The sequence below is a fragment of the Agromyces cerinus subsp. cerinus genome (genome assembly GCF_900142065.1).
Classification (GTDB): domain Bacteria; phylum Actinomycetota; class Actinomycetes; order Actinomycetales; family Microbacteriaceae; genus Agromyces; species Agromyces cerinus.
Window position 1 is genome coordinate 569,574 of record NZ_FSRJ01000001.1, and the last position, 24,197, is coordinate 593,770.

18 protein-coding genes are annotated in these 24,197 nt (G+C 69.3%); 14 read left to right on the plus strand and 4 right to left on the minus strand.

Features of this window, described 5'->3' with window-relative positions; genetic code table 11:
• Window positions 1-8: 8 nt before the first annotated feature.
• Window positions 9-2,216 (minus strand): 1,4-alpha-glucan branching protein GlgB, encoded by a 2,208-nt coding sequence (gene glgB, locus BUR99_RS02500; protein ID WP_074258771.1) that lies wholly within the window; start codon window positions 2,214-2,216, stop codon window positions 9-11.
• The gene (locus BUR99_RS02505; RefSeq protein ID WP_084183538.1) at window positions 2,209-4,269 is read right to left on the minus strand and encodes an alpha-1,4-glucan--maltose-1-phosphate maltosyltransferase; all 2,061 of its coding nucleotides are present in this window, start codon (window positions 4,267-4,269) and stop codon (window positions 2,209-2,211) included. Before BUR99_RS02505 ends, glgB begins: the two co-directional genes overlap by 8 nt.
• 125 nt (window positions 4,270-4,394) lie before the next feature.
• Here BUR99_RS02505 and BUR99_RS02510 point away from each other — a divergent pair, with 125 nt between their 5' ends.
• The 9 genes from BUR99_RS02510 (at window position 4,395) to glgP (ending at window position 13,830) form a co-directional block, all read left to right on the plus strand.
• A complete protein-coding gene (locus tag BUR99_RS02510; protein WP_074258772.1) occupies window positions 4,395-6,029 on the plus strand; it encodes an FAD-dependent oxidoreductase in 1,635 nt (544 codons plus the stop codon).
• Window positions 6,030-6,102: 73 nt separating this feature from the next.
• Entirely contained in the window at window positions 6,103-6,741 is a 639-nt protein-coding gene (locus tag BUR99_RS19775) for a hypothetical protein (RefSeq protein WP_143231349.1), read from the plus strand.
• Window positions 6,742-6,745: 4 nt separating this feature from the next.
• Window positions 6,746-7,219, plus strand: a complete 474-nt coding sequence (locus tag BUR99_RS02515) for a DUF4265 domain-containing protein (protein ID WP_074258773.1) — start codon at window positions 6,746-6,748, stop codon at window positions 7,217-7,219.
• Between the two features lie 261 nt (window positions 7,220-7,480).
• Window positions 7,481-7,777, plus strand: coding sequence for a hypothetical protein (locus BUR99_RS02520; RefSeq protein ID WP_143231351.1), 297 nt, complete (start codon window positions 7,481-7,483; stop codon window positions 7,775-7,777).
• A gap of 353 nt (window positions 7,778-8,130) precedes the next feature.
• Entirely contained in the window at window positions 8,131-8,283 is a 153-nt protein-coding gene (locus tag BUR99_RS20175; protein WP_159440939.1) for a hypothetical protein, read from the plus strand.
• Between the two features lie 206 nt (window positions 8,284-8,489).
• Complete coding sequence (locus BUR99_RS02525; RefSeq protein ID WP_074258775.1) at window positions 8,490-9,167, plus strand: hypothetical protein; 678 nt, start codon at window positions 8,490-8,492, stop codon at window positions 9,165-9,167.
• 59 nt (window positions 9,168-9,226) lie between these two features.
• Window positions 9,227-10,528: an RHS repeat-associated core domain-containing protein gene (locus BUR99_RS20370; protein ID WP_074258776.1), complete on the plus strand. Its 1,302-nt coding sequence runs from the start codon at window positions 9,227-9,229 to the stop codon at window positions 10,526-10,528.
• Window positions 10,516-11,007 (plus strand): hypothetical protein, encoded by a 492-nt coding sequence (locus BUR99_RS02535; RefSeq protein WP_143231353.1) that lies wholly within the window; start codon window positions 10,516-10,518, stop codon window positions 11,005-11,007. The genes BUR99_RS20370 and BUR99_RS02535 overlap by 13 nt, the downstream gene beginning before the upstream one ends.
• A 258-nt stretch (window positions 11,008-11,265) precedes the next feature.
• Window positions 11,266-13,830, plus strand: coding sequence for an alpha-glucan family phosphorylase (gene glgP / locus BUR99_RS02540; RefSeq protein ID WP_074258778.1), 2,565 nt, complete (start codon window positions 11,266-11,268; stop codon window positions 13,828-13,830).
• 229 nt (window positions 13,831-14,059) lie between these two features.
• Here the strand turns inward: glgP and ybaK are convergent, their stop codons facing one another.
• Both ybaK and glgX read right to left on the minus strand, forming a co-directional pair.
• Entirely contained in the window at window positions 14,060-14,557 is a 498-nt protein-coding gene (gene ybaK, locus BUR99_RS02545; RefSeq protein ID WP_074258779.1) for a Cys-tRNA(Pro) deacylase, read from the minus strand.
• Complete coding sequence (gene glgX / locus BUR99_RS02550) at window positions 14,557-16,647, minus strand: glycogen debranching protein GlgX (RefSeq protein WP_074258780.1); 2,091 nt, start codon at window positions 16,645-16,647, stop codon at window positions 14,557-14,559. Before glgX ends, ybaK begins: the two co-directional genes overlap by 1 nt.
• 89 nt (window positions 16,648-16,736) lie before the next feature.
• Between glgX and BUR99_RS02555 the strand changes: the two genes are divergently transcribed.
• From BUR99_RS02555 to BUR99_RS02575, 5 genes are all read left to right on the plus strand, one after another.
• Window positions 16,737-17,993, plus strand: a complete 1,257-nt coding sequence (locus BUR99_RS02555) for a cysteine desulfurase family protein (protein ID WP_074258781.1) — start codon at window positions 16,737-16,739, stop codon at window positions 17,991-17,993.
• 58 nt (window positions 17,994-18,051) lie between these two features.
• The gene (gene mnmA / locus BUR99_RS02560; protein WP_268754553.1) at window positions 18,052-19,158 is read left to right on the plus strand and encodes a tRNA 2-thiouridine(34) synthase MnmA; all 1,107 of its coding nucleotides are present in this window, start codon (window positions 18,052-18,054) and stop codon (window positions 19,156-19,158) included.
• 87 nt (window positions 19,159-19,245) lie between these two features.
• Window positions 19,246-19,956 carry a hypothetical protein gene (locus tag BUR99_RS20490; RefSeq protein ID WP_074258783.1) on the plus strand — a complete coding sequence of 237 codons (711 nt, stop codon included), beginning with the start codon at window positions 19,246-19,248 and terminating at the stop codon, window positions 19,954-19,956.
• Between the two features lie 65 nt (window positions 19,957-20,021).
• The gene (ligA, locus tag BUR99_RS02570) at window positions 20,022-22,391 is read left to right on the plus strand and encodes an NAD-dependent DNA ligase LigA (RefSeq protein ID WP_074259436.1); all 2,370 of its coding nucleotides are present in this window, start codon (window positions 20,022-20,024) and stop codon (window positions 22,389-22,391) included.
• Window positions 22,392-22,411: 20 nt separating this feature from the next.
• Window positions 22,412-24,184 (plus strand): alkaline phosphatase family protein, encoded by a 1,773-nt coding sequence (locus BUR99_RS02575; protein WP_074258784.1) that lies wholly within the window; start codon window positions 22,412-22,414, stop codon window positions 24,182-24,184.
• Window positions 24,185-24,197 lie beyond the last annotated feature (13 nt).

Here is a 24,197-nt window from a genome sequence, read left to right on the forward strand (position 1 = left end):
CGGCTCGATCAGTCGGTCGCGTCGAGCACGAACCACACCGCGCCGAGCGGCGGCAGCGTGAACGACGCCGAGGCCGGCCGACCGGCCCACGGCGTCTCGGTCGCGTCGACCACGCCGAGGTTGCCGACGCCCGAGCCGCCGAACTCCGCGGCATCCGAGTTCATGACCTCGCGCCAGCGCCCGGCGCTGGGCAGCCCGAGGCGGAACCCCTCGTGCGGCACCCCGGCGAAGTTGACGACGCAGAGGAGCGGGCGCCGCTCGCGGTCGTACCGGAGGAACGCGATGACGTTCTCGGCGGTCGCGCCGCCCTCGACCCACTCGAAGCCGGCCGCGTCGTCGTCGAGCTGCCAGAGCGCGGGCGTCGCGCGATAGCCGCGATTCAGCGCGCCGACGAACTCGGCGAGCTGTCGGTGGCTCGGCTGATCGAGGATCCACCAGTCGAGGCCGCGCTCCTCGCTCCACTCCGAGAGCTGGCCGAACTCCTGCCCCATGAAGAGCAGCTGCTTGCCGGGGTGCGCCCACATGAAGGCGAGGTAGGCGCGCACGTTCGCGAGCTGCTGCCAGTGGTCGCCGGGCATCTTGCGCACGAGCGACCCCTTGCCGTGCACGACCTCGTCGTGGCTGATCGGCAGCACGAAGTGCTCGCTGAACGCATAGAGGAACGAGAACGTGAGGTCGTGATGGTGGTGCGAGCGGTACATCGGGTCGTTCTGGATGTACTGGAGCGAGTCGTGCATCCAGCCCATGTTCCACTTGTAGCCGAAGCCGAGGCCGCCGCCCTCGGTGGGGGCGGTGACGCCCGGCCAGCTCGTGGACTCCTCGGCGATCATGACGATGCCGGGGTTGCGCTTGTAGGCCGTCGCGGTGGCCTCCTGCAGGAAGGCGATCGCCTCGAGGTGCTCGCGGCCGCCGTGGATGTTCGGCAGCCACTCGCCGTCTTCCCGTGAGTAGTCGAGGTAGAGCATCGAGGCGACGGCGTCGACCCGAAGCCCGTCGACGTGCATCTCCTCGAACCAGAACAGGGCGTTCGCCACGAGGAAGTTGCGCACCCGCGGGTTGCCGTAGTCGAAGACGTAGGTGCCCCAGTCGAGCTGCTCGCCGCGGCGCGGGTCGGCGTGCTCGTAGAGGGGCTGGCCGTCGAAGCGGGCGAGCGCCCACTCGTCTTTCGGGAAGTGTCCCGGCACCCAGTCCATGATCACGCCGATGCCCGCGGCGTGCAGGCGATCGATGAGGTACCTCAGGTCGTCGGGCGAGCCGAAGCGCGAGGTGGCGGCGTAGTAGCCGGTCACCTGATAGCCCCATGAGCCGCCGAACGGATGCTCCGCGAGGGGCATGAACTCGACGTGCGTGTAGCCCAGCCACTCGAGGTACTCGATGAGCTCGTCGGCGACGTCGCGGTAGCCCTTGCCGGGGCGCCATGAGCCGAGGTGCAGCTCGTAGATGCTCATGGGCAGCGCGTGCAGGTCGGCGGCGGCGCGGCGCGACATCCATTCGCCGTCGGCCCACTCGTGGGTGCTGCGCGAGACGACGGAACCCGTGGCGGGGGAGACCTCGGCCTGGCGAGCCATCGGGTCGGCCTTCATGATCCACTCGCCGGCCGCGGTGAGCAGCTCGAACTTGTACACCGCGCCGGGCTCGACATCGGGGACGAAGAGCTCCCAGACACCGGTCGGGCCCATGCTGCGCATCGCGTGCCCGGTGCCGTCCCAGCGGTTGAACGCACCGGTCACGCGCACCGCGGACGCGCGCGGCGCCCAGACCGTGAACGCGGTGCCGGCGACGCTGCCCGCGACGCCCCAGTGCTCGCGGTAGTGGGCGCCGAGCACCCGCCAGAGCTCTTCGTGCCGGCCCTCGCCGATGAGGTGCAGGTCGAGTTCGCCGATGGTCGGCGCGAAGCGGTAGGGGTCGTCGCTCGTCCACTCCGCGTCGTCGGCGTAGCGGGCGCGCACCCGGTAGTCGGTCGGACCGAAGGCGCCGGCGCCGGCCCAGATGCCGTGACCGACGTGCTGAAGATCGAGCGACTGCCCGTCAGGGAAGACCGCCGTGACCGACTCCGCGAGCGGCCGTCGGGTGCGGATCGCGGTGAGCGGCCCGGCGAGCTGCGGCTCCTCGAAGCCGTGTTGGCCGAGCACCGAGTGCGGGTCGTGGTGGCGCCCTTCGGCGACGGCGGCGAGCACGTCGTCGGCGATGACGGGGGCGGTGAGCGGTTCAGGCATTCGTGGCCCTTCTCACGTGCAGGATGTGCGCGGGCCGCGTGAACGCGTCGAGTCGCACGTAGTTGGCGGCGCCCCATTCCCAGCGTTCGCCGGTGACGAGTTCGTCGACCTCGAAGCGGGTGCCGGGCTCGAGGCCGAGCGCCTCGAGATCGAGGTGCACGGTGGTCTCCCGCACCGAGTGCGGGTCGACGTTGGCGACGACGATGATCGTGTCGTCGGCGCCCGTGCCGGTGAAACGGCCGTCGAGGTGCTTCGAGTAGACGAGCACCGAGTCGTCGTCGCTCGCGTGGAAGCGGATGTTGCGGAGCTGGCCGAGCGCCGGGTGCTCGGCGCGGATGCGGTTGAGGATGCCGAGGTAGAGCGCGAGCGAACGGCCCTCGCGCTCAGCGGCCGCGAAGTCGCGCGGCTTGTACTCGTACTTCTCATTGTCGATCGCCTCTTCGGCGCCGGGGCGAGCGACCGACTCGAAGTGCTCGAATCCCGAGTACACGCCCCAGAGCGGCGCCGCCGTCGCGGCGATGGTCGCCCGCACGGTGAACGCGGCCGGCCCGCCGAACTGCAGGTACTCGGTGAGGATGTCGGGGGTGTTGACGAAGAGGTTCGGCCGCATGAAGTCGGCCGTCTCCTGCGAGACGCTCGTCAGGAACTCCTCGAGCTCGGCCTTCGTGTTCCGCCACGTGAAGTACGAGTACGACTGCTGGAACCCGACCATCGCGAGCGCCTGCATCATCGCCGGCCGGGTGAAGGCCTCGGCGAGGAACACGACGCCCGGGTCATCCGTGTTCACCGCTGCGATGAGCCGCTCCCAGAACGCCAGCGGCTTCGTGTGCGGATTGTCGACGCGGAAGATGCGCACGCCCTGCTTCATCCAGTGCCGCACGACGCGCAGCACCTCGGTGAAGATGCCCTCGGGGTCGTCGTCGAAGTTCACCGGGTAGATGTCCTGGTACTTCTTCGGCGGGTTCTCGGCGTAGCGGATCGTGCCGTCGGGCAGCTGCGTGAACCAGTCGGGATGTTCCGTCACCCACGGGTGATCGGGTGCGGCCTGCAGCGCGAGGTCGAGGGCGACCTCGATGCCGAGCGCGGCGGCCCGGCGCACGAACGCGCGGAAGTCGGCGAGCGTGCCGAGGTCGGGGTGCACGGCGTCGTGGCCGCCGGGGGAGCCGTCGGCGAGCGGCCCGCCGATCGCCCAGGGGGAGCCGGGGTCGTGCGGGCCCGGGTCGAGCGTGTTGTTGAGCCCCTTGCGGTTGGTGACCCCGATCGGATGGATCGGCGGCAGGTAGACGACGTCGAAGCCCATCGCGGCGACGCCGTCGAGGCGCTTGGCCGCGGTGCGGAAGTTGCCCGACTTCCACGAGCCGTCCTTCAGGTGCTTCGCCCCCTCGGAGCGCGGGAAGAACTCGTACCAGGCGCCCACACCCGCGTGCCGGCGTTCGACGAGGATCGTGTGCTCGGGGGAGTCCGTCGAGAGCCGCGCGAGCGGTCGGGCGTCGAACTCGGCGAGGGCCGGGTCGTCGATGAGCGCTCGCCGATCGGCGGCGGTTCTGCTCGCTGAGCTCGTTCTGCTCGCTGAGCCTGTCGAAGCGTGCTCACCCCGCAACCCCGCCGCGACTCTCGCGAGAGCCTTTCGAACGGCGGCCGGCCGGGACTTCTCGGCCACGGCCCGATCGAGCAGGCGCGCGCCGAGCTCGAACATCAGCTCGGCGTCGACCCCGGCGTCGACCTTGAGCGCGGCGTCGTGCCGCCAGGTCGCGACCTCGTCGTCGAATCCCGTGACGTGCCAGTGCCACTCGCCGATCTCGTCGAGCAGCACCTCGGCCTCCCAGCGGTCGGTGCCGGCCGCCAGCGGAGACATCCGCTCGTGCCGTGTGAGGCCTGCGGGGCTCGTGATGACGAGCATCGCGCCCACCTGGTCGTGCCCCTCGCGGAACACGGTCGCGCGGAACGGCACCACCTCGCCCTCGAACGCCTTGGGGCGCCAGCGCGCATCGGGCACAGCGGGAGTCAGCCGGGTCACTGGGATCCGGCCGGCGAGCACGGAGGCGGTCGTCACGGTTCGACCGTAGCGCGTCCGCGCCGGATCGCACTCGCGAACGCGTCCAGAACGTCACGGGCCGGAGCTGTTGACGGCAGGTCGCGCCGTGGATACCGTCAGCGCATGGTGCGAGGGCGAGAGCGATGATCACCGCCGAGACGCTCCGCGGCATCCCGATCTTCGCGCCGGTGCCCGAGGCGACGCTCGACGAACTTGCGCGGGCGGTCGAGGACATCCGCCTCATGCCCGGCGAGTACTTCGCGCACGAGGGCGACGAGCGGGCGCTCTTCGTCGTCGTGGAGGGCGGGGCCGAGATCACCAAGGTGATCAACGGCGAGGAGCGGGTGATCGGCCGCCGCAAGCCGGGGCAGTTCTTCGGCGAAGTGCCGATGACACTGAGCACGCCGTTCCCGGCGAGCGGTCGGGCAGCGGATGCCGCGGACGGCGCACGCATCATCAAGCTCGACGTCACGGTCTACTACACGCTCGCCGCGGCGGCGCCGTCGATCCCCGCCCGCGTCGCCGGCCTCGCCCGACGCTACCTCGACTCCCTGCAGGAGATGGCCGCCGAGCGACTCGAGACCGACGTGCGGGTCATCGGGCCGCGATCGGATGCCCGAACCCACGAGGTCACCGGATTCCTCATCCGCAACCAGGTGGCATTCGAGCGCACAACCCTCGACGCCCCGGTCGCCGGGGAGCGATACCCGATCCTCGAACACGGCGGCGCGCGCACGGCGGATCCCTCGTTGCGCGAGGTCGCGACGGCGGTCGGACTCGACGTCGTGCCCGCGGCATCCGACTACGACGTCGTCATTCTCGGTGCCGGGCCCGCGGGACTCACCGCAGCGGTCAACGGCGCCGCGGAAGGACTGCGCACGGTCGTGATCGAGTCCGTCGCACCTGGCGGGCAGGCCGGCACCTCGACGCGCATCGAGAACTACACCGGCTTTCCGTTCGGCATTTCCGGCGACGACCTCGCGAGTCGCGCCCTGAAGCAGGCGAAGCGGCTCGGCGCCGAGATCGTGGTGACCCGCACCGTGGAATCGATCGTGCCGGGCGCCGGCGCCGCAGGGGTCGAGATCGTGCTCGACGGCGGCGATGTGCTGCGGGCGCCCGTCGTGATCATCGCGACCGGCGTGGCCTGGCGCTCGCTGCCGGTGCCGGGCATCGACCGGTTCCGCGGCAACGGCGTCTACTACGGGGCCGCGCGCAGCGACGCCTCGATCGCGCAGGGCGCCGACGTCTGCATCGTCGGCGCCGGCAACTCGGCCGGCCAGGCCGCGCTCTTCTTCGCACGGCATGCGCGATCGGTCACGATGCTCGTGCGCGGCCCGTCGCTCGAGGCCAGCATGTCGCGCTACCTCATCGACCAGATCTCCGCGAACGGCGGCGTGCGGGTGCAGACTCGCAGCGAGATCGCCGGGCTGCACGGCGGGTCGAGCCTCGAAGCTATCGACGTGGCCGACCGAATCAGCGGGGAGACCGTGCGAACCGATGCCGGCGTCGTGTTCGTCATGATCGGCGCCGACGCCGTGACCGATTGGATGCCTTCGGCGGTCGCTCGTGACACGCACGGGTTCATCCTCACCGGCGCCGACGCGGCAGCGAGCCCGCAGTGGGGTCTCGATCGTCGACCGTTCGCGCTCGAGACGAGCGCGCCGGGGGTGTTCGCGATCGGAGATGTGCGCTCGGGCTCGGTGAAGCGGGTGGCCGCGGGCGTCGGCGAGGGCGGCATGGCGGTGGCGTTCGTGCACCAGTACCTCGCGCTCGCGTAGGCTGCCGGATTCCTCCCTGCTAGGTTGGCCACCGCTGCCGACGGCCTCGTCGGCCCTCGAGCTAGGAACAGTGATGAAACAGTGGCGCGGATGGGTGCCGATTGCGGTTGTCGCGCTGGCGGTGGTAGCAATCGCAATGCGTATCGCTGTTGCCGTCGCGGGAGGCCAAGCGGTCACAGAAGAGACCGAACTCACGGCGTTCGATCTTGTTCTCATGACCATTGCTGCTTCAGTTGGAACTGTGGGACTCACGCTCGGGTGGGCACGACACACCACGCGCGTTCGCGTCAGGCGAGTTCGTGAATTGCACCCGAATGATGTTGTCGTCGCGACCAGTCTGCGCGCGGACGAAGCTCGAGTCGTGAGGGACATCTCGGGTGCTGTCGTCGAGGAGAAGCCGCAGCTGGCCTGCGTTGTTCTTCGTCGCGACACGCTCTCGTGGTGGATCGGACGGAAACCACGTCTTGTCGCAACGATCTCGTTCGATGAGCCCATTCAATACTCCCGCGGAAGGTACGAACACTTCGGGCATCAGGAGACGAACCTCATCGCAGAGGGGGTGATCGGCGGGCGGAAGATACGGCTTCCGTTGATCATTGTCGAGGAGAAGGGCTTCTGGCCAAGACGACCGATTGATGCCGTGCTCGACCAGCTGGTGCATCAGTTCGCGGCCACATCAACCTCAGGTGGCCGGCCGCATTGGAGAAGTTGATCGAATGAGTGCGAGCGATGACCAGTACTCGGTGCACCTCGACCCGATCTGGCGGCAGCGGGCGAACTTCATCATCAACGCACCGCTGCCCGAGGAAGGCCGCTACGAGCAACTGTGGTGCAGACAGGTCACCGAAGAAACATTCGAACTCTGCTGCATTCCGTTCTTCCTCTACGACATGGCTCTCGGCGATGTCGTCCAGACGGAGACACAATCGGGCCGCAAGTACATGGTTAGCGAGGTCGTTGAGCGTTCCGGCCGATACGTATTTCGTGCTGTCTTCGAACCCGCCATGCTTGGGAAGCGCGAGGAGGTCGCTGCACGCCTGACCGACCTGGGCGCTCTGTTGGAGTGGTCGTCGGCGAGCATGATCGCCGTCGATGCTCGCGACGCCGAGCACGGCCAGGAGATCGCCGACTTCCTGTTCGACCATGAGACGAAGGGTCGTTTGATCTATGAGACGGGAAGACTCACCTGAGTGCATCTGGTCGGATGTCGCAGGATGGAGTATCGCTCGACGTGACGGGCTCGGTCACATCGTGCCGGACATCGAATCGAGTCCGTTCGGGCGCAGCGTGGCGTATCTGACCACGCGAGAAGCGCCCTTCCTCTGGTGAACGGTTCAGCCGGGAGAACAACGTTGGGTTCGGTGTCGCCTCAGCGGATCGAGTAACTTCGTTCCCACGAGCGCTGCCGTTTCGCGTGCTCATGTTCAAGGGCGAGGTGGGCGGAGCAGCGCATGGCACCGGATGGGAGAGCCCGGAAGAACCGTGTTCCCGGCGTCAGCGAAGTGGCACGGGCCGTCGGTCTCTTGCTTGCGTTGGGATTCGGCGTAGCAATTGCGTTCGGGGTGTCAGCTACTGAGGCCGTTGGGGCCGGTGCATTCGCCGCCGCACTCCCGGTCGTGCTGCTCGCGATTCGGTCGATGATGCTCGGCGTTTGGATCCAGGGCACGGATCTCCTGATCGTGTCCTGGCTGCGGTCCTACAGCATCGCGCGAGATGAGGTTTCCGAAGTCATGATCGGTGACTACTGATTCCCGAGATTGAGCAGGTTCTCGGAGTGCCGAGTTGGAAGGAGCTGGATGCCCGGCTCTGAAGCGAGTCCAATACAGTCTGGTGACCACCGAAAGTGGCGCCGCATTCGGCGCACAGGGGCGGCCACCAGAGTCACATCGGTCATCATTTGCGGCGGGTGGATTGCGGCCTTCTTCGTCGGAGGCGGTGCCCAGGATTGGTCCGTGCCAGCTCCCTGGCTGATGGTTAGCGCGCCGGCCGTCGTACTCGCTCGGAGCCTGTGGTTCGGGATCTACGTCAATCAGACGACGATCAAGGTCGTGTCGTCCTCTGGTCAGGCGGCGCCGACCTGTACAGCGCAAACGTACTCATGGTGGGTTTCGAGCTCGACAACGGCAAGGAGCGGGTGTTTCCCGCGACCGCGATGAAGTACTCGGCAGGCAAGGCCGTTGCCGAGGAGTTGCAATTGATGCTCGGCCTGCAGGTGAATGTGGGCGAACGGCGCTCTCGACGTTCGCATGATTAGAAACAAGGCACGGAACGTGAGCGCGAGGACCGCTGACATCTGCTGCCAAGCACGATGCGGTGCGCGGAGGACTCGCGGACGGCTGCATGACCATCGAATGCGTCGTCATCAACCGGGGCCCGTGTCGGCGAGGGCGGCATCGCGGTGGCGTTCGTGCATCAGTACCTCGCGCTCGCGTAGGCTGCCGGACTACCGCAGAATCGAGAATGACGATGAGCAACGTGCCTCGCCACGGGCGAACTCTGGGCTGGTACCTGCTGCTGGTGTTCGTCATCGGGCAGACCGTCCTCTGGGTGTCTTCGATGACGCGAGATGCCGCGGCGGCGCCTGAGCAGGCTTGGTCGATCGTTGCCCGCACGCTCGTCGTTCCGGTTGCACTGACGTTCGCGGGATATCTTGCGATGCTCCTGGTCTATCATCGGACGCTCGTTCGAAATCGCGTTCTTCGCCGGGACCCGGGTGTCGCGATCCTGTGTACGACGCAAGTCACGGAACCCGCGGCTCGGCTGGTCGCGCACCTTCGTGATGATGCCGACGCAGACCGCGCCTATAGCGACGCTGAGTTTGCCACGTGGAGGTTCACGGTGGTCGACGCTGGTGCTGAGATGGTCTTCTACGACGGCTCGATCGACCCGCACGAGGTGCTCCGGATCCTCTGGGCCGACGTGGTCGATGCACAGCTCAGCGATGTCGTGATGGGTTCACGGTCATTCCGTGGGATCACGCTTTCGTTCTCACGCAATGAGCACCAATTCGAGTTCCCCCTCCTGCCGGTTGGCAGCGGGCCAGCCGGTGCGTTCCCGATCGGGCGACGACGTGTCGACGCACTCAGGGCAAAGCTTCGGGCGAGAGCCCGCATCGAAGTACGTACGCCCGCCGACTGACGGCAACGTGACCCGCGAGGCGCCGGTGGGCTACCAGAGCCTTACGCTCGGATGCTGCGATGCCCGGCAACCGCACCTCGTTCACCGATCTGCCCGATGGCGGCACCCCGGTCACCACCGCCTACTGCTACGACCACACCGACCGGCTCACGTCCACCGCGGTGACCGGCACCCCGGCGGGTCCTGGCCTGTCACCGGTCGCTGCCGGCATCCCGGCCGCGCAGCTCGGGTATGACGCGCATGGCAACACGACGACCCTCGCCGACCAGACCCTCGGCTATGACGTGTCCGATCAGCATGTGAAGACGGCACTGACGGATGGCACGGTGATCGTGTATCTGCGGGATGTGACGGGCCGGATCATCCAGCGCACCGAGACCCCTTCCGGGCAGAACCCGGAGACCACTGTTGCCCGCTACGCCTTCACCGGTGGCGGTGACAGCCCGGCCCTGCTCCTGGATGGTGCGAACGGGGTGGTGCAGTCCTTCGTCGGTCTGCCGGGCGGGGTGACGGTGTCGAAGACGGGCGCAACCCAGTCGTGGTCGTACCCGAACATGCAGGGCAGCATCACCGTCATCGCCGACGCCGCGGGCGTCCGGAATGACGGAGTGTTCCGGTACGACCCGTTCGGTCAACCCATCGACCCAGTCACCGGCCAGATCGGCACCCCGGTAGCGGATGACTCGGGGCCCGACACCCTTGAGGGTGACGCGGACTGGGGCTGGCTCGGCCAGCACCGCAAACTCACTGAACACGCCGGCAGTGTGATGACGATCGAGATGGGTGCCCGCCAGTACGTGCCCGCACTCGGCAGGTTCCTCGAAGTCGACCCCGTCGAAGGCGGCGTCACCAACAACTACGACTACCCCGCCGACCCCATCAACAAACTCGACCTCACCGGAGAGAAAGCACTCGGGCAATACGACAACCACTGGAAAGCGAACGAAGGCGCCAACAAGGCATCAACTGGTACCGTGATCTCCTACAGCCGAAGGACGAACGATATCGTGCGGAGATCGTACGTGCACACTGATCCGCACTATGCCGGCTATGTAGTTACGGTCGATATCGAATGGATCAACCGGCTTCGGCTCAATGGTGACCCAGGCTCTGGAAAGACAGCCTCAACGCCCGCTCGCATCGCAGATGTTGCATGGGCAGATCTGGTCGGTCGCCACGGCGCGATGATTGATACTCCCTCGATCCGGCAGCAATGGGAGTGCCATGTCGCAGGGTCGCTTGTGGTTACTGGGACATTCGATATGGAGAGTGAGCGACCTTCCCTGCCTGACTGGGGAGCGGGAGCTGTCGGTCGTGTCTTTGAGGATGGCGTGAGGCCGGATGCCGCATGCAACTGGTGAGAAGGGGAGCCGTTCTGATGGGAAACAAGCGCTCGGGCGCGGTGGTGTTGACCATCGGATGGCTAGTGCCGGTGTTCCTCGGGCTGTACTACAATCTTTGGGTTTTGCCGTCCGTCGCCAACAACGGGGCACAAGCCGCGTACCAAGTCCTTGTTGAGGATGGCTGGCCATTCGCTTGGTTGATCGCGTGGATCGGACTGAGCGGGGTGTGCGCCGTCCTACTCGCTCGCCAAGCCGCCCGCGGTGGCACCTCTCCCACGTGGATTGCGAGCCTAAACGCTGTGCTTTGGTGCTTCGTAATTGTGCAAGCCGGCTCCATCATTGTTTCGGCGGTCGTGAGTAGTTCGATAAACTCGCTCGGGCCACTCGGACCTATCCCGGCGGGCGCGTTCTGGAGCTTCGGCATGATGCTCGCGGGGTTCGCGCTTCTTGTGGGGATTGTCCTCTCGATAAGGATTCGGCTCCTGCGCGACCGGTAGCCTCGACACTGAATGCGCGACCGGATGGACTGGTACAACGTGTATTGACGGTGCGAGACGCGATACTCAGGGATCGTCGAGCAAGTTTGTGGCGTCGGGCCGATTGCGAAATCTCCTCCTATCGCCTCGCGTCCACGGCAGTGGCCGGGTTCATCCATGGCCATTCACAGGTGTCCGACCTCGTCGACGGGATTGTCGACGATCACGACGCGACCCGGCGTTCACGCAACCGACATCTGCGGCTCTTAGGGTGGAGCCGTGAAGCCGATTCGCAAGTTCACGGTCCGCGCGGTCATCCCTGCCGAGCTCGGTGCGCTCGAAGAGCTCGCCGCGAATCTTCGCTGGGCGTGGCATGAACCGACCCGCCGTCTGTTCCAGCACGTCGATCCCGGGCTCTGGCAGGCGTCTGACCATGACCCGGTCGCGTTCCTCGGCGAGGTCGACCCCGCGAGGCTCGCAGAGCTGGCGGGCGACGGCGGCTACGTGGAGTGGGCCGAGCGTGAGCGAGCGGCGCTCCGCGAGTACCTCGCCGAGCCTCGCTGGTTCCAGTCGCTCGGCGCCGAGACCCCGCGTACCATCGCGTACTTCTCACCCGAGTTCGGCATCACCGCCGCGCTGCCGCAGTACTCCGGCGGACTCGGCATCCTCGCGGGCGATCATCTGAAGGCGGCATCCGACCTCGGCGTGCCGATCGTGGGGGTCGGTCTCTTCTACAAGGCCGGGTACTTCTCGCAGTCGATCTCGCCCGACGGCTGGCAGCAGGAGCGCTACCCGGTGCTCGACCCCGATGGCCTGCCGCTCACGCTGCTGCGCGCACCCGACGGCGCGCCGGTGCAGGTGACCCTCGCCCTGCCCGACGACCGCTCGCTGCATGCGCGGGTGTGGAAGGCCGCGGTCGGCCGCGTTCCGCTGCTGCTGCTCGACACCGACATCCCCACGAACTCCGACGAGCTGCGCTCGGTGACCGACCGCCTGTACGGCGGCGGCGGCGAGCACCGCTTGCTGCAAGAGCTGCTGCTGGGCATCGGCGGCGCCCGTGCGGTGCGCGCGTGGACCGAACTGAGCGGATGCCCCGCGCCCGACGTCTTCCACATGAACGAGGGTCACGCGGGCTTCCTCGGGCTCGAGCGCATCGCGACGTACATTGGCGAGGGCCTCACGTTCGCCGCTGCACTGCAGCTCGTGCGTGCGGGCACTGTCTTCACGACGCACACGCCGGTGCCCGCGGGCATCGACCGCTTCGACCGTGCGCTCGTCGAGCGGTACCTGTCGAGTTCGCTGCTGCCCGGCGTCGACCCGGCCGACGCACTCGCCCTCGGCGTCGAGCCCGGTGCCGACCCGGCGACGAGCGCGTTCAACATGGCGGTCATGGGGCTGCGGCTCGCCCAGCACGCGAACGGCGTCTCGAAGCTGCACGGCGAGGTGACCCGGCGCATGTTCGGCGACCTGTGGCCGGGCTTCGACGCCGAGGAGGTGCCGATCACCTCGATCACGAACGGCGTGCACGCCCCGACGTGGACGGACCCCGCCCTGCTCGGCCTCGCCGAGACGCGGCTCGGCACCGGCGACACCGAGCACGCCGAGTGGCGCAGCCCCGCGCTCGCCGACGGCGAGTTCTGGGCGGTCAAGCGCGCCATGCGCCAGCAGCTCGTCGACGACGCGCGGCGCCGGCTCGTGGCATCCTGGCGGGAACAGCACTCGGGCGCCGAGCCGCCCAAGTGGGTGTCGCAGGTGCTCGACCCCGACACGCTCACGGTCGGGTTCGCCCGCCGGGTGCCGACCTACAAGCGGCTCACACTCATGCTGCAGGACCCTGACCGGCTGAAGGCGATCCTCACCAACCCCGAGCGGCCGGTGCAGTTCGTCATCGCGGGCAAGTCGCACCCGGCCGACGACGAGGGCAAGCGGCTGATCCAGCAGCTTGTGCAGTTCGCCCAGCAGCCCGAGCTGCGGGAGCGCATCGTGTTCCTGCCCGACTACGACATGAGCATGGCCGAAAAGCTCTACCCCGGCTGCGATGTGTGGCTGAACAACCCGCTGCGCCCGCTCGAGGCGTGCGGCACCTCGGGCATGAAGGCGGCGATGAACGGCGCCCTGAACCTCTCCATCCTCGATGGCTGGTGGGCCGAGTTCGCGGGCGACGACTTCGGCTGGGTCATCCCTTCCGCCGATGCAGCGGGCGACGCGGGGGAGCGCGACGCACTCGAGGCGGCTGCCCTGTACGACCTGCTCGAGCACCGGGTTGCCCCGCGCTACTACGAGCGCGACGGCGACGGCGTGCCGATCGAGTGGGTGCGCCGGGTGCGCGAGACCCTCGCGGTGCTCGCGCCCGAGCTCGGCGCCGATCGCATGGTGCGCGAGTACGTCGAGCGCCTCTACCGGCCGGCCGCCGAGCACTTCGCCGTCGTCGCGGCCGAGAGCGCGCGGGGCGCCCGCGAGCTCTCGAGCTGGGGTGCCCGGGTGCGTGCGGCGTGGCCGGGCGTGCAGGTCGCGCACGTCGAGTCGGGCGGCATCGACGCGCCGCATGTGGGCGACGAACTGCAGCTGCGCGCCGTCGTGCGACTCGGCGAGCTCTCGCCCGACGACGTGCGGGTCGAGGTCGTCTACGGGCGCAGCCGCGCCGACGAGACGATCGACGCCGCCCAGCACGCCGATCTCGAGGTCGCGGATGCCGCGGCGCAGCTCTCCCCGGGCGAGCACCTCTACACGGGATCGCTCGTGCTCGACCGTGCCGGTGCGTTCGGCTACACGGTGCGCGTGGTGCCGCGGCATCCGCTGCTGCTGTCGACCGCCGAGCTGGGACTCGTGGCGGTCGCCGACTGAGCCGTCTGCGGGTTGAGCTTGTCGAAACCCTGCTTGTGCCGCTTGAGCGATCTGCGGGTTGAGCTTGTCGAAACCCGCTTGTGCCGCTTGAGCCCTCTGCGGGTTGAGCTTGTCGAAACCCTGCTTGTGCCGCTTGAGCGATCTGCGGGTTGAGCTTGTCGAAACCCTGCTTGCTCGATCGTGGGGTTTCGAGACGGCGCTGGCGCGCCTCCTCAACCCGCAGGGGCTCTCAGCGGGTGCGGGCGATCGGCGCGTAGCGGCCCTCGGTGACGGCGAGCAGGTCGTCGGGCGCGAGCTCGAGGTCGAGGCCGCGTCGCCCGCCCGAGACGTAGATCGTCTCGTGGAGGATCGCCGATTCGTCGAGCACCGTGGGCAGCGCCGTCTTCTGGCCGATGGGGCTGATGCCGCCGACGACGTAGCCCGTCTTGCGCTCGGCGACGGTGGGGTCGGCCATCTCGGCGCGCTTGCCGCCGAGCGCGGCGGCGAGTGCCTTCAGGTCGAGCTGCATCGCCACGGGCACGATGCCCACGGCAAGGGCGCCGTCGACGGTCGCGAGCAGGGTCTTGAACACGCGGTCGGGGTCGAGGCCGAGCTTCTCGGCGGCCTCGAGCCCGTAGGCCGCGGCGCGCGGGTCGTGGTCGTAGCCGAGTGCGGTGAAGGCGATGCCCGCCCGGGTGAGGGCGACGGTCGCGGGCGTGCCGGCCGAGGCATCCGCTCGCTTGGCCATCAGGCAGCGCTCTCTGCGCGGAACAGGCGCATCGATTGGGCGCCGACGGTGATGGGGGAGCCGGGGGCGAGCGGGGCTGCAGACGAAGCGAGCGATGCCGCCGACGGCGCCTCATCGGCCGAATCCCACAGCAGGGTGTACCCGCTCACCTCCTCGTGCGTCGGCAGCACGATCTCGGCGTCGGACTCGTGCGCGTGCACGACGAGGAGGATGCGGTTCGGCGCCTCGGTCTCGGGCGTCGAGGCGGCGAGGAACTGCAGGGTGCGCTCCGCGGGGGAGTTCCAGTCGTCGATGCCCATGGTCTCGCCCTCGGCGTTGAACCAGTCCATCTGCGAGGCACTCGGCACGGTCTCGCCGAGGCGTCCGAAGCGCATGGGGCGCAGCGCGGGGTTCTCGGCCCGCAGCCGCATCAGGTGCCGCGCGGTCTCGAGCAGGGCGGGTGCGAACCGGGGTCGGTCTGCCGCCTCCCACGCCAGCCACGTGAGCGGCGAGTCGTGGCAGTACGCGTTGTTGTTGCCGCGCTGGCTGCGGCCGAACTCGTCGCCCGCGGTGATCATCGGCACGCCCGCCGACAGCAGCAGCGTTCCGAGCAGGTTCCGGATGCTCCGGCGCCGCGCAGCCCGCACGACCGGGTCGGCCGCCTCGCCCTCGACGCCGTGGTTGTACGAGTTGTTGGAGTCGGTGCCGTCGCGGTTCTGCTCGCCGTTGCCCAGGTTGTGCTTGACGTCGTAGGCGGTGAGGTCGGCGAGGGTGAAGCCGTCGTGCGCCGTCACGAAGTTGAGGCTCGCGAGCGGCCCGCGCTCGCCGGAGAAGGTGTTCGACGAGCCCGCGAGGCGCGTGGCGAACCGGCCGATGCCGCTGCCGGCCGAGCCGGTCTCGCGCTCGCGGCGCAGGTCGCCGAGCCAGAAGTCGCGCATGCGGTCGCGGTAGCGGTCGTTCCACTCGCTGAAGCCGTTCGGGAAGTTGCCGGTCTGCCAGCCGCCAGGCCCCACGTCCCACGGCTCGGCGATGAGCTTCGACGCGCCGATCACCGGGTCGTCGAGCATGGCGCGCAGCAGCGGATGCTCCGGCGTGAACGTCTCGCGCTCGTCGCGGCCGAGCGTGGCGGCGAGGTCGAGGCGGAACCCGTCGACCTGCAGCTCGTCGGCGAAGTAGCGCATTGAGTCGAGCACGAGCCGCTGCGGCGCCTCGCCGGTGAAGTCGAGGCTGTTGCCGCATCCCGTGGTGTCGACGTAGCGGCCGTGCGCGTCGTGCCGGTAGTACGAAGCGTTGTCGATGCCGCGGAACGAGGAGGTCGGTCCCTCACGGCCCTCCTCGGCGGTGTGGTTGTAGACGACGTCGAGCACGACCTCGAGTCCGGCCTCGTGCAGCCGCCGCACCATGCCCGCGAACTCGCGCCGAACGGCGACGGCGCCCTCGGCGCGGGCGGCGGCGCTCGCGTACGGTGCGTGCGCGGCGAAGAACGCGAGCGTGTTGTAGCCCCAGTAGTTGACCTTGCCCTGGCGCACGAGGCGATCTTCCGACACGAAGGCGTGCACCGGCAGCAGCTCGACGGTCGTGATGCCGAGGTTCACGAGGTACTCGAGCGACGCGTCGTGCGCGAGGCCGGCGTAGGTGCCGCGCAGGTGTTCGGGTACGGCGGGGTTCAGCTTCGAGAAGCCGCGCACGTGCGCCTCGTAGACCACGGTGCGGTCGAGCGGCACACGGGGCTTCGCCGAGTCGCCCCATTCGAACCCCGTCTCGGTGAGCGGCTCGAGGGCGACGCCGCGCCACGATCCGTCGTCGGCGCGGGCGAGGCCGCGGGCGTACGGGTCGAGCAGGGTGTGCACCGGGTTGAACGCGTGCTCGACCCCCGCTGGACCGTCGACCCGCAAGCCGTAGTGGGCGCCGGGCCGCAGTTCGGCCGACTCGCCCTGCCACACGCCGTGCTCATCACGCGTGAGCGGAGTGCGGGCGATCGCCCAGTCGAGGTCGTCGGCGTCGAACACCACGAGGTCGACGGATGTCGCGTGCTGCGACCAGACCCTCGCGACCCCGCCGTCGGTGCCCGCGCGAACACCGAGGCCGTGCAGGGGATCGCGCTCAGGCATGCGATCTACAGTAGTTCGTGGAGGCGAGACGCCTGCAAGCGCATGCACGCCCGTGTCGCGCTCACACCCGGACGACACTCGGAGGTCACATGGTCATGGTCTACCTCGACCACGCCGCGACCACGCCGATGCTACCCGAGGCCATCGACGCGCTCACCGCCGCGCTCGCCGTGGTGGGCAACCCCTCGTCGATCCACAGCGCCGGCCAGCAGGCCAAGCGCCTGCTCGAGGAGTCCCGCGAGCGCATCGCCGCGACCCTCGGCGCCGACGGCATCGAGATCGTCTTCACGGGCAACGGCACCGAGGCCGTGAACCTCGCGATCAAGGGACTCTGGTGGCAACGGCGCACGGACGCCGGGGCCGCCGCCGGGTCGTCCACCGCGCGACGCCGCATCCTCATGCCGGCGGGGGAGCACCACGCCACGATCGACACCGTCGAGTGGCTCGTCGCCCACGAGGGCGCCGAGGTGGTCGAGCTGCCGCTCGACGAGGTCGGTCGGCTTCGCCTCGACGTGCTCGCCGACGAGCTCGACCGCGACGCGGCATCCGTCGCCCTCGTCACGATGCTCTGGGCCAACAACGAGGTCGGCACGATCGAGCCCGTCGACGAGGTCGCGCGCCTGACCGCTCGCGCGGGCGTGCCGTTGCACGTCGACGCGGTCGCCGCCTACGGGCAGCTGCCGATCGACTTCCACGGCATCCGGCGCGCGACGGATGCCCCGCGCGGCGCCGGACTCGTCGCCCTCAGCGTCTCGGCGCACAAGATCGGCGGGCCGGCGGGCATCGGCGCGCTCGTGCTCGACCGTTCGGCGGCGGTCGAGCCGCTGATCCACGGCGGCGGGCAGCAGCGCAAGGTGCGGTCGGGCACGCAGGATGTCGCGGCGGCGGCATCCTTCGCGGCGGCCGCCGACATCGTGGCCGCCCGTCTCGACACCGACACCGCCCGCATGGCCGAGCTTCGCGACCGGCTGATCGCGGGCGTCGCCGATGCCGTGCCCGAGGCTCGCCTCTCGGGCGACGCGGGGCCCGGGGCATCCGTTCGCCTGCCCGGCAACGCCCACTTCTCGTTCCCCGGCTGCGAGGGCGACTCGCTGCTCTTCCTGCTCGACGCGGCCGGCGTCGCGGTCTCGACGGGGTCGGCCTGCCAGGCCGGAGTGCCCGAGCCCTCGCACGTGCTCATGGCCATGGGGCGGTCGGAGGCCGACGCCCGCGGCGCGCTCCGCATCACGATCGGGCACTCGTCGACCGGCGCCGACGTCGACGCGTTCCTCGCGGCGCTGCCCGCGGCACACGCGCAGGCCGCCCGCGCCGGGCTCGCGGCCCGCGCCACCTCGTTCGACCGCTGACGCGGCGCCCAGAGCGGCCACGGGGCATCCGCTCAGGCTGTCTGCCTACACTGGTGGGGTGAAGGTTCTCGCAGCGATGAGCGGCGGCGTCGACAGCGCCGTGGCCGCTGCGCGCGCCGTCGAGGCCGGCCACGAGGTCGTCGGCGTGCATCTGGCGCTCAGTCGCAACGCCGGCACCCTGCGCACGGGCAGCCGCGGCTGCTGCACCATCGAAGACTCCATGGACGCCCAGCGCGCCGCCAACGTGCTCGGCATCCCGTACTACGTGTGGGACTTCTCCGAGCGCTTCAAGGCCGACGTCGTCGACGACTTCATCGCCGAGTACTCCGCCGGGCGCACCCCGAACCCCTGCATGCGCTGCAACGAGCGCATCAAGTTCGCCGCCCTGCTCGAGAAGGCGCTCGCGCTCGGCTTCGATGCCGTCGCCACCGGCCACTACGCCAAGATCGTGACGGATGACGCGGGCAATCGCGAACTCCACCGCGCGAGCGCCGAGGCCAAAGACCAGAGCTATGTGCTCGGGGTGCTCACCGCCGAGCAGCTCGCGCACGCCTACTTCCCGCTCGGCGACACCCCGTCGAAGACGCTCGTGCGCGCCGAGGCCGCCGAGCGCGGACTCTCGGTCGCGCAGAAGCCCGACTCCTACGACATCTGCTTCATCCCCGACGGCGACACCCGGGGCTGGCTCGCCGACAAGGTCGGCACCGAGACGGGCGACATCGTCGACCGCACGGGCGCCGTCGTCGGCTCGCACGAGGGCGCGCACTCGTTCACGGTCGGCCAGCGCCGCGGCATGCGCCTCGGCACTCCGGCCGCAGACGGCAAGCCGCGCTTCGTGCTCGAGGTGCGCCCGAAGGAGAACACCGTGGTCGTCGGCCCGAAGGAGGCGCTCGCGATCGGCGTCATCGCCGGATCGCGTTTCTCGTGGGCCGGGCTCGCGCCCGAGCAGCCCGAGACGGCGTTCGACTGCGAGGTGCAGATCCGCGCCCACGCCGACCCCGTGCCGGCGGTCGCGCAGCTCGTCGACGGCGAGCTCGTCGTCACGCCGGAGCATCCGCTCGACGGCGTCGCGCCCGGCCAGACCGCCGTCATCTACGTCGGTACCCGCGTGCTCGGCCAGTTCACGATCGACCGCACGGTCAGCGCGGTGCCGGTCGACGCCTAGTCACGCGGAGGCTCGCCGCAACGACGCGCATCGCGTAGATTCGCGCTGGCGCTACCCCCGGCGCCGCGTGAGTGACGAGGAGTCGTTGTGTCCTACCCACAAATTCCCGCAGATCCGAACCGCGACCCGGCTGAGCCGTTCAGAAACCTCGACCCGGCACCCACGACGGGCCGCATCACGATCGTCGCGCCGCCCGCCGACGAATGGGAACCGATCGTCGAGGTCGCCCCCATCACCGCCGAGGAGGTCGTCGAACGCCAACGGCAGGCATTCGGCGGCATGAAGATCGGCTCGGCCCTCTTCGGGTGGCTCACCGTCGCGGGCCTCTCGTCCATCCTCACCGGGCTGCTCGCGGCGGCCGGTGTCGCCCTCGGTCTCGGGCCGGTGCGAGAGCCAGGCACCTCGAGCCGTGACGCGCTGCTCGGCGCCGACTCCGTCGGCTGGATCGGCGTCAGCGCACTGCTCGTGATCGCGTTGGTCGCGTTCTACTGCGGCGGCTACGTCGCCGGCCGAATGGCTCGATTCAGCGGCGTGCTGCAGGGGCTCGCGGTATGGCTCTGGGCGATCGTCATCGCGATCGTCGCCGCGGTGGCCAGCATGCTGCTCGGCGTCCAAGGCGACGTTCTGGACGTCCTGAACGCCTTCCCGCGGATCTCGGTGCCCGAGAGCGCGCTGACGATCGCGGGCATCACCATCGCCGTCGTGGCCGCCCTCGTGAGCGTCGGCGGCGCCCTCCTCGGCGGTGTCGTCGGGGTTCGCTACCACCGGCGCATCGATCTCGTCGGATTCGATCGATAGCCGAAAGACGCCTCGAGCGCCCGGCTGGCGTCGGTGCCGCCTCGTACTATTGGCGTGTGAGCGACATCTCCGGTGACAGCGGCGGCCTTCCGACCGATTTCGACGCAGCGCGTGCGGAGGCGACCGAACTCGCCGATCGCATCGAGGGTGCACGGCTCGCGTACTACGGCGACGGCGACTCGACGCTCTCCGATGCAGAGTACGACGAGGCCTTCCACCGCCTCGAGGCGCTCGAGCGCGCGTTCCCCGAGCTGGCGGGCCAAGACAGCCCGACGCAGCAGGTCGGCGCCGCGATCGTCTCGGCGGGCTTCCCCGAGCACGAGCACGCCGAGCGCATGCTCAGCCTCGACAACGTGTTCTCGATCGACGAGTTCCGCGACTGGGCGACGAAGACCGCCGCCTCCGCAGGGCGTCCGGTGCACTGGCTCTCCGAGCTGAAGATCGACGGCCTCGCCATCAGCCTCGCCTACCGCGACGGCGTGCTCGAGACGGCGACGACCCGCGGCGATGGCCGGGTCGGCGAGAACATCACCGAGAACGTCGACCTGATCCCCGCGATCCCGCACCGACTCGTGGGCGAGGGCTACCCGGCGTTCTTCGAGGTGCGCGGCGAGGTGTTCCTGCGCACGACCGACTTCGAGGCGCTCAACGAGCGGCAGCACGAGCTGCAGGCCGCGTTCGAGACCGAGCAGCTCGCGAAGGGCCGCGCACCCGAAGACATCCCCACGAAGTACCCCGAGTTCGCCAACGCCCGCAACACGGCCGCGGGCAGCCTGCGCCAGCGCCGCGAGAAGAAGAACCCCTTCGAGCTCTCGCTCATGCGCGAGCGTCTCGGCCGACTCGAGATGTACCTGCACGGCATCGGTGCGTGGCAGCATCCTGATGTGCGGAACCAGTCCGAGATCTACGCGCTGCTCGCGAGCTGGGGCCTGCCGGTCTCCCCGCACTCGCGCGTGTTCGACTCGGTCGACGAGGTCGCCGGCTACATCGCCGAGCGCGGCGAGCACCGGCACGACGTCGAGCACGAGATCGACGGCATCGTCGTCAAGGTCGACGAGCTCGCCCTGCACGACGAGCTCGGCGCCACGAGCCGCGCGCCGCGCTGGGCGATCGCCTACAAGTACCCGCCCGAAGAGGTGCACACGAAGCTGCTCGACATCGTCGTCGGCGTCGGCCGCACGGGTCGTGCGACGCCCTACGCCGTCATGGAGCCCGTCAAGGTCGCCGGCTCGACCGTGCGCCAGGCGACGCTGCACAACCAGCAGGTCGTGAAGGCCAAGGGCGTGCGCATCGGCGACACCGTGGTGCTCCGCAAGGCGGGCGACGTCATCCCCGAGATCCTCGGGGCCGTCGAGCAGCTGCGCGACGGCACCGAGGTCGAGTGGCACATGCCCGAGCTCTGCCCCGAGTGCGGCACCCCGCTCCGCGCCATGAAAGAGGGCGACATCGACCTGCGCTGCCCGAACGCGAAGTCGTGCCCCGCGCAGGTGCGCGGCCGCGTCGAGCACATCGGGTCGCGCGGCGGCCTCGACATCGAGGCGCTCGGCGAGGTCACGGCCGCGGCGCTGACCCAGCCGTCGGTGCCTGCCGAGCCGCCGCTCGCGACCGAGGCCCGGCTCTTCGACCTCACGCTCGACGAGCTCGTGCCGATCGAAGTCGTCGTGCGCGACTCCGAGACGGGCGAGCCGAAGATCGACGAGGAGACCGGGGTACCGGTCAGGCGCGCGCCGTTCCAGAAGCTCGGGCCGGCGAGCTACCCGCCGGGCACCGAGACCATGACCCCGGCCGAACGTCGTGCCGCCGGCGTCAAGAAGGATTTCCGGGTCGTGGGCCCCTCCGAAGCAGCGACGAAGCTGCTCTCCGAGCTCGAGAAGGCCAAGACGAAGCCGCTGTGGCGGCTACTCGTCTCGCTCAACATCCGCCACGTCGGGCCGGTCGCGGCCCGGGCGCTCGCCGACTGGTTCGGTTCGCTCGACGCGATCCGTGCTGCCACTCGCGAACAGCTCGCCGAGGTCGAGGGCGTGGGCGGCATCATCGCCGACTCGCTCATCGAATGGTTCGGCGTCGACTGGCACCTCGACATCGTCGACCGATGGACCGCGGCGGGCGTGCAGTTCGCCACCCCGGGGCATCCGGGGCCCGGGGCGGCCGCCGAGGCCGGGGGAGTGCTCGCGGGCCTCACCGTCGTCGCGACCGGGTCGCTCGACGGCTTCAGCCGCGAAGGGGCCCAAGAGGCGATCATCGCCGCGGGCGGCAAGGCGGCGTCGAGCGTCTCCAAGAAGACCGACTTCGTCGCAGCCGGCCCGGGTGCGGGCTCGAAGCTCGCGAAGGCCGAAGAGCTCGGCATCCGAGTGCTCGACGCAGCGCAGTTCGCGCTGCTCGTGAGCGAAGGACCGGCCGCACTACCGCTACTCGGAGCGGCCGAGAACGACTGATCGAGTCATCGAGGGGGAGCATGTCGACACCGGCAGACGACACGGCAGCATCGAACGACAGCTCGTCGAGCGAGTCCCCGCGGGGCCCATCGCGACGAGAATTCCTCCGGGTCGGCGGTGCAGCGGCAGCCGGGGTCGTCGTCGGCGGTGCCTCGGGCGCGGCAGTCGGGGTGGCGCTGGCCGGAGGCTCACCCGGCGAGACCGCTCCGTCGCCGAGTGCCACAGCCGGCGGCGGCGGTTCGCCGATCGAGCACCTCGTCGTGCTGATGGGCGAGAACCGATCGTTCGACAACCTCCTGGGTCGGCTGTACTCGACGGCGTCGTTGCCTCCCGGAGCGCGATTCGAGGGTCTTGATTTCGGCGAGCACGAGAACGTCGCGGCCGATGGCAGCGCGATCGCCGCGCACGTCTACTCCGGCGCCACCGACAAGATCATGGAGCGGCCCGACCCAGATCCCGGCGAAGAGTATCCGCACGTGAACACGCAGTTGTTCGGCACGATCGACCCGCCGCACAACGAGGGTCGCGAGCCCCCGCACATGACCGCGCCCTTCAACGCGCCGCGCGACGCCTCGAGGCCCGACATGTCGGGCTTCGTGCGCGACTACGAATCGAAGCTCACCGCACTCCGCCATGGGAAGGCACCCGATCCCGAAGAGGTGCGCCAGATCATGGGCGGGTTCGACTCCACCATGCTGCCGGTGCTGTCGACGCTGGCGCGCGAGTTCGCCGTCTTCGACCATTGGCATTGCGCGGTGCCATCGCAGACGTTCTGCAACCGATCGTTCTTCCACGCCTCGACCTCGCACGGCTTCGTCACGAACGTGCTCGACGGCGGCTACGAGAAGTGGCTCAACGCTCATGCGGCACCCACGGTCTTCAACCGTCTCGAAGAGCAGGGCTTGAGCTGGCGCGTCTACTTCGACCAGCGACAGCTGATCTCGTTCACCGGGTTCCTGCACGCGCCGGTGCTCGAGAAGTACTGGCGCACCGACCACTTCGCGACGATGGAGGACTTCGAGCACGACGCTGCGGCCGGCACCCTGCCCGCCTATGCGTTCATCGAGCCGCGGATGGTCTACGACCACAACGATTTCCACCCGCCGTTCGGCAAGTTCCGCGAGAGCGACTTCGACGACGAAGCGGTCATCGACAGCGCGGTCTCCGACGTCAGGGCCGGCGACGCCCTGGTCAGCCGGGTCTATCAGGCCGTGCGAGGCGGAGCGTCGGAGTCCGGCTCCAACGCCCTGAACACGATGCTCCTCGTCACCTTCGACGAGCACGGCGGCACCTACGATCACGTGCCCCCGCCCCCGGCGACGCCCCCGACCGATGCGGGCGCCGGCGAGATGGGGTTCACGTTCGACCGCCTCGGCGTGCGCGTGCCGGCGATCGCGATCTCGGCGTACACCCGGTCCGGAACCGTCATCAACGACGAGTTCCACCACGCCGCCGTCATCGCCACGCTGTCGAAGAAGTACGGTCTCGACCCGCTGACCGATCGGGACGAGCGCGCCCGCGACCTCGCGGACGCCCTGAATCTCGCGGTGCCGCGACATCCGTCGACCTGGCCGTCTCCGACACCGCAGTACGTGCCGCCGAACGACGAGGAACACCCGCCCAGCGATGCGGATCGCACGTCGACGCGGCCGCTGAGCCCGCCCGCCCAGGGCCTGCTGGGCCTGCTGCTGGCGAAGTACGGCGAGCCGGGGGAGAAGCAGCCCGAGACCTATGCCGAGGCGTACGAGCTCCTGCACAAGTACGGCGACGGGCTGTTCGGCGCGCCCCGATAGAATCGATGCATCC

What these genes read in the sequence shown, in the direction of transcription:
- BUR99_RS02555 (WP_074258781.1), top strand. Translation starts at nt 16,737, where the DNA reads ATGGTCATGGTCTACCTCGACCACGCCGCGACCACGCCGATGCTACCC.
- BUR99_RS02510 (WP_074258772.1), top strand. Translation starts at nt 4,395, where the DNA reads ATGATCACCGCCGAGACGCTCCGCGGCATCCCGATCTTCGCGCCGGTG.
- BUR99_RS20370 (WP_074258776.1), top strand. Translation starts at nt 9,227, where the DNA reads ATGCCCGGCAACCGCACCTCGTTCACCGATCTGCCCGATGGCGGCACC.
- BUR99_RS02575 (WP_074258784.1), top strand. Translation starts at nt 22,412, where the DNA reads ATGTCGACACCGGCAGACGACACGGCAGCATCGAACGACAGCTCGTCG.
- BUR99_RS02535 (WP_143231353.1), top strand. Translation starts at nt 10,516, where the DNA reads ATGCAACTGGTGAGAAGGGGAGCCGTTCTGATGGGAAACAAGCGCTCG.
- BUR99_RS02525 (WP_074258775.1), top strand. Translation starts at nt 8,490, where the DNA reads ATGACGATGAGCAACGTGCCTCGCCACGGGCGAACTCTGGGCTGGTAC.
- glgB (WP_074258771.1), bottom strand. Translation starts at nt 2,216, where the DNA reads ATGCCTGAACCGCTCACCGCCCCCGTCATCGCCGACGACGTGCTCGCC.
- BUR99_RS02520 (WP_143231351.1), top strand. Translation starts at nt 7,481, where the DNA reads ATGGCACCGGATGGGAGAGCCCGGAAGAACCGTGTTCCCGGCGTCAGC.
- ybaK (WP_074258779.1), bottom strand. Translation starts at nt 14,557, where the DNA reads ATGGCCAAGCGAGCGGATGCCTCGGCCGGCACGCCCGCGACCGTCGCC.
- glgX (WP_074258780.1), bottom strand. Translation starts at nt 16,647, where the DNA reads ATGCCTGAGCGCGATCCCCTGCACGGCCTCGGTGTTCGCGCGGGCACC.
- BUR99_RS02515 (WP_074258773.1), top strand. Translation starts at nt 6,746, where the DNA reads ATGAGTGCGAGCGATGACCAGTACTCGGTGCACCTCGACCCGATCTGG.
- BUR99_RS19775 (WP_143231349.1), top strand. Translation starts at nt 6,103, where the DNA reads ATGAAACAGTGGCGCGGATGGGTGCCGATTGCGGTTGTCGCGCTGGCG.